The 11,222-nt window shown below is 32.0% G+C and carries 9 protein-coding genes; 2 read left to right on the top strand and 7 right to left on the bottom strand.

Annotation, left to right across the window (positions count from 1 at the left end; genetic code table 11):
• The first annotated feature begins 83 nt into the window (after positions 1 to 83).
• Complete coding sequence (locus DG508_RS14615; protein WP_108868857.1) at positions 84 to 1,328, top strand: NAD(P)/FAD-dependent oxidoreductase; 1,245 nt, start codon at positions 84 to 86, stop codon at positions 1,326 to 1,328.
• A gap of 238 nt (positions 1,329 to 1,566) precedes the next feature.
• On the opposite strand, the gene DG508_RS14610 is transcribed toward DG508_RS14615, so the two are convergent.
• From DG508_RS14610 to DG508_RS14600, 3 genes are all read right to left on the bottom strand, one after another.
• Positions 1,567 to 2,316, bottom strand: coding sequence for a LytR/AlgR family response regulator transcription factor (locus DG508_RS14610; protein WP_108868856.1), 750 nt, complete (start codon positions 2,314 to 2,316; stop codon positions 1,567 to 1,569).
• Positions 2,317 to 2,325: 9 nt separating this feature from the next.
• A complete protein-coding gene (locus DG508_RS14605) occupies positions 2,326 to 5,385 on the bottom strand; it encodes a sensor histidine kinase (protein WP_159090850.1) in 3,060 nt (1,019 codons plus the stop codon).
• A gap of 263 nt (positions 5,386 to 5,648) precedes the next feature.
• Positions 5,649 to 6,233 (bottom strand): hypothetical protein, encoded by a 585-nt coding sequence (locus DG508_RS14600; RefSeq protein ID WP_108868854.1) that lies wholly within the window; start codon positions 6,231 to 6,233, stop codon positions 5,649 to 5,651.
• A gap of 408 nt (positions 6,234 to 6,641) precedes the next feature.
• On the opposite strand from DG508_RS14600, the gene DG508_RS14595 reads away from it, so the two are divergent.
• Positions 6,642 to 7,484: an N-acetylmuramidase domain-containing protein gene (locus DG508_RS14595; protein WP_108868853.1), complete on the top strand. Its 843-nt coding sequence runs from the start codon at positions 6,642 to 6,644 to the stop codon at positions 7,482 to 7,484.
• Positions 7,485 to 7,566: 82 nt separating this feature from the next.
• Here DG508_RS14595 and DG508_RS14590 read toward each other — a convergent pair whose 3' ends face one another.
• The 4 genes from DG508_RS14590 to DG508_RS14575 form a co-directional block, all read right to left on the bottom strand.
• Entirely contained in the window at positions 7,567 to 8,073 is a 507-nt protein-coding gene (locus tag DG508_RS14590) for a hypothetical protein (protein ID WP_108868852.1), read from the bottom strand.
• A gap of 291 nt (positions 8,074 to 8,364) precedes the next feature.
• Positions 8,365 to 9,744 (bottom strand): hypothetical protein, encoded by a 1,380-nt coding sequence (locus tag DG508_RS14585; protein WP_108868851.1) that lies wholly within the window; start codon positions 9,742 to 9,744, stop codon positions 8,365 to 8,367.
• Positions 9,745 to 9,756: 12 nt separating this feature from the next.
• Positions 9,757 to 10,503, bottom strand: a complete 747-nt coding sequence (locus DG508_RS14580; RefSeq protein ID WP_108868850.1) for a hypothetical protein — start codon at positions 10,501 to 10,503, stop codon at positions 9,757 to 9,759.
• Positions 10,490 to 11,191, bottom strand: coding sequence for a hypothetical protein (locus DG508_RS14575; RefSeq protein ID WP_108868849.1), 702 nt, complete (start codon positions 11,189 to 11,191; stop codon positions 10,490 to 10,492). The genes DG508_RS14580 and DG508_RS14575 overlap by 14 nt, the downstream gene beginning before the upstream one ends.
• Between the last annotated feature and the right edge of the window lie 31 nt (positions 11,192 to 11,222).

Here is an 11,222-nt window from a genome sequence, read left to right as displayed (position 1 = left end):
ATTGTTTTAATAACCAAAAATAAAACAGTTATTTTGGTTTGCAAATTTATAATAATTAAGGAATTAATGAGTCTAGTAGCATTATGAATGATGAAAATATTGATGTTTTAGTAATAGGAGCAGGGCCTTCGGGCTGTGTGGCAGCTTCTTATTTGCATACTCAGGGTTTTAAAGTAAAGGTAGTAGAAAAAAATCTTTTCCCCAGATTTGTGATAGGAGAGAGTCTTTTACCACGATGTATGGATCATTTTGAGGAGGTAGGATTGTTGGAATGTTTGAAAACAGAACAGTTCGAAGTCAAATCGGGAGCACGGTTTTTAAAAGGTGAAAAGGTATGTAATTTTGACTTTAGTAAAAAACATACACAAGGTTGGGATTGGACATGGCAGGTGCCGAGAGCTGATTTTGATATGGCTTTGACCAATGAACTGACTAGAAAAGGAGTTGATGTCGCTTTTGAAAAAGAAGTGATTGCAATAGATTTTGAAGGCGCTATTTCAAAAACAACAATACGAGATAAAGAAGGTAATGATAGTATTGTTACTGCAAAATACGTTATTGATTCTAGTGGTTATGGTAGAGTATTGCCAAGATTGCTGGATTTAGAAAAACCATCAGAATTACCAAAACATTCTTCGATTTTTACGCATGTAGAAGATATAAGAAGACCCGAAGGAACAGAGGGAACTTTGATCACTTTTGATGTAATCGATACAGAAACTTGGTTGTGGGTAATTCCTTTTTCTAATGGAGTTACAAGTATTGGTTATGTGGGGCCTACAGAGTATTTGGATTCGTTTGAAGGGGATGCAACAGAAAAGTTACAGCAAATGCTACAACGATCTAATTACTTTTATGACCGTTTTAAGGATGTTGATTTTCTTTTTGAACCTGTGTTTATTAAAAATTATTCAAAATCGGTAAAGCAACTATACGGAAAAGGGTATGTGCTTACAGGTAATAGTGCAGAATTTTTGGATCCTGTGTTTTCTTCTGGAGTTACCTTTGCTACCGAGTCTTCGTTATTGGCAGCAAAGCTTGTGACCAAAGAGTTGCAAGGCAAAAATATAGATTGGGAACAAGAATATACAGAATATATCAAAGGAGGGGTGAACGTTTTTGCATCCTACGTAAAGGAATGGTACACAGGTAATCTACAGAAATTATTTTTTCACCAACCAGAAAATCCAGAAGTAAAAAGACAAATATGTGCTGTTCTGGCTGGGTATGTATGGGATACTACTAACCCTTTTGTAACGAAACATGATAGAGCAATAAGAGCATTTGCCCATCTTATTGATATGGAGATTGAACAAGAAAAAATATAAGTATTTCTTTTTTATAGCGTTGTCTGTCGCATTTCTATAGCGATGTTAATTTTGCTAATCTATTAGAAATAAAATAGGAGGTATCTATAGACCATACCCTCTCTCTTTTTAGTCTAAAGAGGGGAATCAATATTTAAATTTTTTTTGATGGAAAAATTCATTTTCTGAATGCCTATAATAGTAGTACTTCTAAATTTTTACACCAGTAATTTTAATTTGTAAATAGTATTATATCTAGTTATCGATGCAAACGATCCAGAATTTCCATCACCTCTATTTTTTTACGTACTGATACAGGTATGTTTTCTCCATTTTTTAGCATGAGATATCCACCATCAGTCTTTATAAAAGCACTAATACATTGTAGGTTTACCAGATGACTTTGGTGTACCCGTAAAAACTGATAATTTTTGAGCATATCAGCAAAGTATTTTAATGTTTTGGTTACAAATATTTTTTGCCCATCCATCAGATAAAAAATAGTATTATTACTGTCAGATTCACAACGAATAATATCATCAAGGCTTACAATAATGATCTTGTCTAGTGTGTGTAATGATATTTTATCTGGTTTTTGTTCTGGAGCAGACAGCGTTTCTTTAAGGATATCAAGGCGTTCTTTGTTGGGTTGTATTTGTTCTTTTGCTCGCGCAATTGCTTGTCCTAATTCTTCATTAGAATATGGTTTTAATACATAATCAATTGCCGCAAATTTAAAGGCTCTTATGGCAAATTCATCACTAGCTGTAACAAAAATTATTTTAGATTTTAGTTCAGGAAATATTTCAAGAATATCAAAACCAGTACCATCACCAAGCATAATATCCAAAAATAAGATATCGGGTTCTGTATTGCGTAATGATTTTGCGGCTTCTACTACACTTTGTGCGGTGTCAATTACTTTTATTTCGGGATGATTCGCTTTTAGATCACTTTTTAAAAGCTGAAGCGCATCGGGCATATCTTCTACAATAATAGCTGTAAGCATAGTGTGTTTTTAATAATCTGTTTGTAATGGTATCTTAAACATAATTTCGGTTCCTGCTACACAATTACCATCTTTAATAATTTCTTTTATATGTAATGAGTCTTTTCCTGAGATTGATTCCAATCGTTCTCGAGTTACTGTAAGTGCCATAGACTGGTGATCTGTTTTGGCTTTGTTTTTTTGAGACTGAAAAATACCTTGTCCGTTGTCTAATATAGTACAATGTAAAAAATCTTCGGTAGTATGAAATTGTACTTTTAATTTACCTTCTCGATTGCCTTTTAGGATACCATGTCTGATTGCATTTTCTATAAAAGGTTGAATGAGCATTGGTGGAATCAAAATTTCTTCGGGGTCAAAATCAGAATCGATCACTATATCATAGGTAAACGGTTTATTAGACATTAATTGCTCTATTTCTATATAGTGTTTTATGGTTTGTATTTCTTGTCCTAGCGTAATGTGATCTTTTCTAGAATTATATAATGTCTCTCTTAGCAATGTGGCAAATGTATTAATGGTAGTGTTCATGCGAATAGGGTTACTGGTTCCCATTGCTTTTATTCCATTAAGTGCATTAAAGATAAAGTGAGGATTCATTTGCAATCGCAATGCTTTTTGTTCTAGTGAAAGCAAGTGGTTTTGCATTTGTAAACGTTCACGCACTATTTTGTTTTTTCGTTTTACACGTCTAATATAAGAGAATCCGTATCCTCCTAATATGAGTATGATCCCTCCTAGTACAGTGAGTTGAAACCAAGGTTTCTCATAGATAGGGCTGTCAATAAAAAAACGAAAAGAAATAGGGTCACTTTCTTCCCATCGGTAGTTTCTGGATTGTGCCGTAAAAGAGTGTCCTCCATAAGCTAATCCAGCAAGATTTTGTTTATTGTCAGAAGACCAGGGACTCCATTCAGAGGTGTTTAGTTTCCAACGATATTCTACGTCATTTGGATGATCCAGATCAATTGTTTTGTAGCTAAATGATAATTCTGTTTGGTTAGGGCTTAGTTTTAGTATGTGATCGCTATTTACCCAGGTATTTAATTGGATAGAATCTACACTGCGATAGGCTACTTCAACATCTTCAAAATGAATGCTTGGTTTGATAGTTGTTTTGGTAGTTTCTGTAGGCTGGTATTTGGTAAGCCCGTATATGGCGCCAAACCATAAATTTCCTTGATTGTCTTTTGTCACCGCATTAAGACAGGTTTCGATTCCTAAAAAACCATCATTTCTCCCAAAGTGAAAAATATCTACAATATCATTGGATTGATTGAGCTCTATTCTGTCCACTCCTCGTTCGCTACCTGCCCAGAGGTTATTTTTTTCATCAAATATCATTTGGTAGATATTATCAGAGTAGGGTCTTTTTCTACCTTTTAATTTTTTGAAAGAGATGTTTTTTCCCAAATCAGACCACCATATTCCTCTTCCCGCGGTACCTATATAGAGTTTGTTTTTATGAAATAACAAGGTGCTTATGGCGGTGGTTTGATTCAAAACATTACCTAGATGGGTAACTCTATTTCTATGTATATATCCCAAATGCCCATTTTGAGTCGCATACCAGATTTTACCAAGAGAATCTTGTTTCATATCTCTAATTTGTAAATCTTTTATTCCGCTTTTTTGAGTAAATTTTTTAGAGGAGATAATTCGTCCCTTTTTAGGGTCATAAGTAAGTTTTGCAATCCCAGTAGAATACGATGCTACCCAGATTGTTCGACCTACTACTTGTATGGTTCTTATCCAATCTGATAATAACCCTTTATCAGTATCAATAATGTGATTTTTGAATACCATTTTTGTAATGGTATCTGTTTTTATAATAGTAGTTGCTCTTAGATTTTTATTACTGATAGTATCTCTAATGATGCTATCAATTTTGTGCACTTCTTTATATAAGATTCCTTTGCCCTCTGTACCTGCCCAGATGTTGCCGCGACGATCACTGGTAAGTGTTTTGATTTTTACATCAGACAAACGTTCTTCTTGTGGGATATGATGAATCCCAAAAGAATCGATATGTACTAGGCCAACCTCAGAATTAGATGCCCATATTCCACTTTTTGTAGCATGCACAGCATATACTCGATTGCTTTTTAGTCCTGTGTTTTGGTCATAATGCATGAAGTTGTTTTGGAAGTATTTATAAAATCCACCTCCAGAAGTGGCAATCCAGATATTTGATTGTCTATCTAGAATACTTTTTCTTGTATGCGATACAGCCAGACCATTTTTACGATTGATTTTTTTCTTTACAGTATGCTCTATAGCATCTATAATAGTGACTCCATCATTATCAGTAGCAAACCATAACTCATTATCATTATGCAGGGAGATGTTGGTTACTCGTACTGGTTTTCGTATCCATTGATTTCCATATGTTTTTGCATTTGTATTAAGAACCAAGATTCCCCTGTTGAAGGCGGCAGCATAGACCTTATTTCTATGAAAAATGGCAGCAGTATATTCATACGCACTATGTCGTTCTAGGATACTTGCTTTTTGCTGTAGGTTATTAAGTTTCCATAGCCCTTTATTGGTAGCCAACCAGTATAATCGTCCATCAAAAACAATATCATTAATAATGCTGGTATTGATTTTTGCGTTGAGATTGATTTTTGTTAACCCTTGCTTTTTACGATATTCATAGATTCCGATATTTGTTGCCAGATAGATTTTATTTGCAATTTGACATATTTTATTAATTCTAGGGCTTTCTAGGTTGGTAAATTTGTTTTTTGTTTTGATACTCAACCCATTTTTTGTGCCAATAAAAAGGCTGTCATTTACAAAAGCAAGAGAATGAATGTAGTTGGATTGTAGTCCATCGTTTTCATTCCAGATTTCAAAATCATTACCATTAAAACGACAGAGGCCTCCTCCTTGTGTTCCTAGCCATAAGTAGCCTACTTGATCTTGTATAATATCATATACTTGTGATTGTGGTAATCCATCTTCTAGGGTGTATGCTCTGAGCTGATTATTTTGAGCAGATATATGACTGATGCAATTAGAGATCAGTATAAGAAGAAAAAAAGTAATGAAGCGTGTTGAGTTCACAAAAGACATATCTGGTTAGTAACAAATATAGTTAAACTGGCTTTTGATTTGAGATGAAATTCATTTTTAATCCATATTGTGGAGTGTAATTCTCTAAGGTTTATCTTAAAACTAAATTTATTAGTGTTTTTTCTGAGTTAAAATAGTATACACTTGCTCCCAAGGAATTAATTATAAAAAAAACCGACACTACCGGTTAGGGTGTGTCGGCATAATAAACAAAAGTTTCCCCCTTTTTGTTTATCAGATTGAGATTACTATGATTAATACCCAGTGATTGCTGTTGTCTTTGATTTTTTAATGACATCACCATCGTTCCAGGCATAGCTTTGTTTTAGATTTACGTATTTGATATCGGTTGTTGTTTCTGTTTCTTGATATATAGTCTCTGTTTTTAGAATATTACCCTCTATACCGTATTTCTGATTAGGGAATATGTATTGAAGATCTGTGTCAGAATTTTCACAATACACATTTTTTAGCTCAGGTAAGAGTACGGTAGTATTATCTTCTTTTACCAGATAATAATAAGCCTCTACATGTGCGCAACATGCAAGATATTCTATCTCCATTTTAATTACTTTAGAAACCCCTTCTAATCCTGGGTTGTTTAGTGACGTCACAAAAACATCTTCAAACAAATCGGTGTCCTCAATAGTAAATGTCGCAATGTTATCAGTGTCTTTTTTGTCAGAATGCACCAAATTAATACGATAAGATGGAGGGGTGTTTTCTTTTTTCATAACCTTAGTAGATACTTCAAACTCCTCGGTTTGGGTAAATACATGTTGAGCAATAGTACTTTGAAAACTTTGAAACAAAATAATAATTATAGCAATGTTTTTCATAGCAATTTCTTTTTATAAGGTTAGCCATCCAGTGTAAAAGTACTTTCTATATTTATTATAATTGATGCGATTTTAGTATTCGTACTGGTTTAGTTAGAATTCGTTTTTAGGGGGTGTTTTCTAATTCTTTTAGTGTTTTTATTACAAATAGGTGGTTGGTAAAAGCCTGTTTTATAAGTATTTATGCAAGTTTGTTGTGTTTGTTTTTTTTGCATTTTGATTGTAGCTGTTTATATGCTTATTACTAGAGATATTACTTGTGTAGTGGGGTAACATGTTAAAATAGAGCATTTTTACAGCGAATTGAAAAAAGTTTAAACCATTTCGATGAGTTATTATATACGGATCAGGTCTAATTGTCGTTATAATAGTATATGTTTTTTTTCAATTTTTTAAAACAATAAAAAGATGAAAACAATGCGATATCGATCAAAAGGGCAAGATGTTTTTTTTCTGGAAGAAGTATTGGTAAAACTGGGATATAAAGTATATATATCAGAATTTTTTGGAAGAGATACAGAGAGAGCGGTAAAAGATTTTCAGCAAAAACAACTACTTGTTGTAGATGGTATTGTGGGGCCAAAAACTTGGTCTAAGCTTATTGAGGCTCAAAAGGATATAATAACATTTAATGACAAGTTGTTGTCTGAAAAAGATATTGAAGACTTTGCGACACATCACAATTTGGAATTGGCGATGGTAAAGGCTGTAAATGAAATAGAAAGTAATGGCAAAGGATTTTTGATTTGCGGTAGGCCAAGAATATTATTTGAAGGACATGTTTTTTGGAGAGAATTAGAGGCTCGAGGGATACGCCCGATGGATTATGTGTCTGAAAAAACAAAAGATGTTTTGTATAAAAAATGGACCAAAAAATATTATAGAGGAGGATCAGGCGAGTATGATCGTTTAGAAAAATCCGCAGGGATATCAGATAAGCCTGCTTTTCATGAGTCTGCTTATAGTGCTGCGTCTTGGGGATCTTTTCAGATTATGGGGTTTCATTATAAGAATCTGGGGTATGTATCTATTGATCAATTTGTAGCAAAAATGTATGAGCATGAGCGAGAACACCTTACTGCTTTTGGTGCGTTTATTACAACCACTGTTTTTAAAGGAAAGCCATTGATAGATTGGGTCAAAATAAAGAATTGGACACGATTTGCAGAGGGGTATAATGGGCCAGGTTATAAAAAGAATAACTATGATGTTAAACTAGAAAAGGCATATAAAAAATACAGTACCTCTTAATGATTAACTTAATTGATTCTTGTGTATTGTAAAGAATCAATTAGTAAACCGTGGATTGTAAGTAGAGAACTCTAATCCTAATTCATCGACTATAAGTTGAACAGATTGATTTGCTAATGCTTCTTTTGGGGTATCGATTACAAGCTTTTTTTATAGTATGTTTAGTATTTAATACATATAATTTATTGCTGTTTACGGTATATCCTTGATCGGGTCGCGCCATAGATGACCAAGAAAATTTTTGAGTTCCTTGATAGATAAGAATGCTTATATCGGTACTATCCTGTAAAGGAATTTCTTTTTTCAAAATAACATTACCAAATAAAAATTGAGATCTGTATAGTTTTTTGTTTTTGATCATGATCCCTTTTTTACAACATAACATAATCAGAATGATTATAGATATAGGAAAGAGGATTGCTAAAGAAAAATCAATCAATGAATATTCTTGAAAATCAGGAACGCCTATACTCCATATGATTATTCCGAATAAAAATAGGCTTCCAAGAAAAAAGGTAACTATAAAAATTAGGATAAGGATAAGTTTTTGGTGTATTGTAAAATTTGATGAGTAAATTATTTTTTTCATGATATAGGAATCAATATAACGATACTTCTATGTTACTTTTTCAGTGTATTGCTTTTAATGAGGTATTACTTAATATATGTGTCGTAACAAGGCAAAATGTTACCTTGCTTTTCGATTTTTCTGTAGATTGGTGTTGCTAGTCTTTTCTTTTGTGCAAGCATTGAATCATAAAAATATAGAAGAGTTATTTGTTTGTTTGCTTAGTGATAATGATGAAATACCTCTTATTGTGAGCAGTGTTTTTTTAAATCCAGAAGATATCAAAACACCAATAAAATAGTTGCAAGGCTATTATTCATACACTTCTATTGGGATATCAAAATAAATAGTACGTGTTTCTGTATATTTAGCACTATCTTTATGTATTTTCATAGCTTCAAGCTCTTTATCAGTATACTTCCACCATAAATTAGGTAATCCTTTGGTAACAGAATATATTTCATCAAAATATCCTCGTATGGTATCTTTGCCTATTCGTTTAGGAGTAAGATAAAATAGTACGGTTTTATAATGATCTGCAGTGTCTATTTTAGTTTTCTCTTTAGGATGCTTATTAGTGTATTTTAAACTATAGATTTTTTTGATATCCTTACCAGGTTTATAAAACTTCTCCTTGATATTAGAAAAGTCAGTATTAAAATTCTTTTGAGTGTAATCCTTGGGTATTACAATAACAAAATCTGATTCATTAGGATGTTCTGCCACATCAGATTGAAAGAAAAAACGTATAGAATCTCCTAGTTTTACTTTTCTGGGAGCTATCTTGTATTTCATGTTAGTACCTTGGTTTAAAGTATCACCACTAGGTAATAAATACCATAATTGGTTGGTGTATTGTTTGCCTTGTATGATTTTGTATTCAGCAACCTTTTCTTTATTGCCTTGTTGATCTTGGAATTTCCAAATACCATACTTCTTATTATTGAAGGTAGCTTTTCCTGTTAGAGAAATCTTACCATTTTTGTGTTTATATACAATACTATCATACTTACTTTTTCTGTGTATGGTTTTGTGGATTTTATTTTTTGAACCCTCATAGTATTCTACTATTTGCATAGTATTATTTTTTTTGTTTATAATTCTGGTATAAGAAGTGTTATCTGACGAATATTTTGCTAGTTCCTTATCGACATGTACTCTCAAAGATTTTAATTCTTGAGATATGTTTTTAGATTGATTATTGTTTTGTGTTTTAAAGAGAAGTTTTCTGTATTCGTTATATAAGCTATCTCCGATTCTTGTATAATGTTCTGATCGTGTATGTGGATTGAATCTAATTTTGTCTATTTCTCGATTAAATTTTCTAGCATATACCTCTGTTAGATCAAAAGCTAATCGTTGTTTTTTGAGTGCTGATGCAAAATCAAAAGAAGATGTGTCTTTTATCGCGGCTTGTTGTCTGTCAAAAAAAGCTTTTATATAAATGTCTTTGAGATCATATTTTCCTAGGAGGATAAATCCATGATAGTAATTGATGTTATCTCTTTTTTGAGGAGGAATTCTATAGAAAAAATCGTCATAGGTTATACTATCTTGACTATCCCAAAACGTATAATTTATGGTGTGATAATAATCTTGAACACCAAAAGAATTCGTTTTATAGATATAAAAAAGAGTACCCCCTAGTATTAAAAGGCAAATGCCTAGTATAAGTAATAACTTTTTGAGCATGTTTTATTTACCTTATTTTTTTGACTCGATGAGTTCTTTGATTTTGGATAGAGATAATTTTATATCATCAGAACTACTTTTTTTTGATAAAAGGTCAATTTTTCTTTCCATTGTACTGTAGCTCGCATTAGGGTGTTGTTTAATCAATTCGGTGAAATATTGACTGATTCCCTGTGCATACATTTGTTTTCCTTGATCAGATAATATTTTTTCTCTATCGATAAGATCCAGATATGTCAAAAAGTTTTTGATCAAAGTGTTTGTGTTTGAAGTAACATGCTTTTTTGCTTCAGCAGAATTTGGATCATCAGCAAATTCTTTAGCTTGATCATTTCCTAATTTGAAATATTTTAATTGCAACCCTAATCCAAATTTGTAAATAGTTATAAATTCTTTTTCATATACAAATTTGTCATTGCGATCTGTAGTTTGGTATAAGTATATCATATCTTTCCAACGCATAAAAAAAGGTTCTGCTACTTTGTTTTTGTGATTCAGTCCTAATTCTTTATCGTCGAGAACAACAGCGTAATTTTGTGTATCTGTTAGTTTCTCAATTATAATTCTGGTTTCTGGATCATCAAAAGTTGGTAGTTTTTTATCGGGTAGGAAATTGTATTTTAATTCACGAATAACATTAGCATAATCGTTTGTGTCCCAATATCTTTTATCTATAGGGATTTCATCGTTTGTTGATCCACAGTTGGTTGCTATAAAGCATGTAATTATCAGGAGTATATTGATTTTAATTTTTTTCATGAATTCTAATTTTTGGTTTGGCAAAGTTGATTAATGAATGTAGTAAGCTATCTATCTCTTTTTCGTACTTTTTTTGTTCACTATATACATAACTATGAAATGTGTCATAATCATATTTTTTTTGAAAAGTTCTTTCTTCCTGTTTTGTTTGCTCTATAATTTTTTTTATTTCATCGTTAGATGAATAATTAAGTTCAGAAAGCCTCTTTTTTATTTTTCTTGAATATAATTCAGTGATTTTAATATGATATTTTTCGTGAGTTAGCAGGTCTTTGTTGTTAGAATGCTGATCATAAACAAATGAGCGAGAGGGGTGAAATAAGGTTTGTACAGTGATATAATTATCATCTGTTTTTGTTTCTATTGATGTTGTAACATAAGCAAATTGTTTGTTGCCATATAAGTCGTTTTGAAAAAACTCAATTCCTCTAAAGTTTTCAAATGTAATTTTATCAATTTGGTCATAGGCTAAAGGTTTCTCATAATTGAGATAGTTAGTATGGCTTAGGATTCCAATTCCAATTGAAATTATGACAAGTATGAGAAGACTATATTTTGAAAAAGTAATTAGTTTTTTAAGAGGAAGTTTGTTTCCTTTTTTTCTCTCTTTTATAACAATTCCTAATTGATATAGTATAGGAGAGAAGTAGATGGCTATCAATAGGAATGCAAGTAAATTTTTATTCATGTGTTGTTCCTATTGATAAATCATAAACCAT

It is taken from the genome of Aquimarina aquimarini (genome assembly GCF_900299535.1).
In the GTDB taxonomy this organism is placed as follows: domain Bacteria; phylum Bacteroidota; class Bacteroidia; order Flavobacteriales; family Flavobacteriaceae; genus Aquimarina; species Aquimarina aquimarini.
Note: the sequence above shows the minus strand (reverse complement) of the source record. Positions and strands in the feature narration are given on the sequence as shown.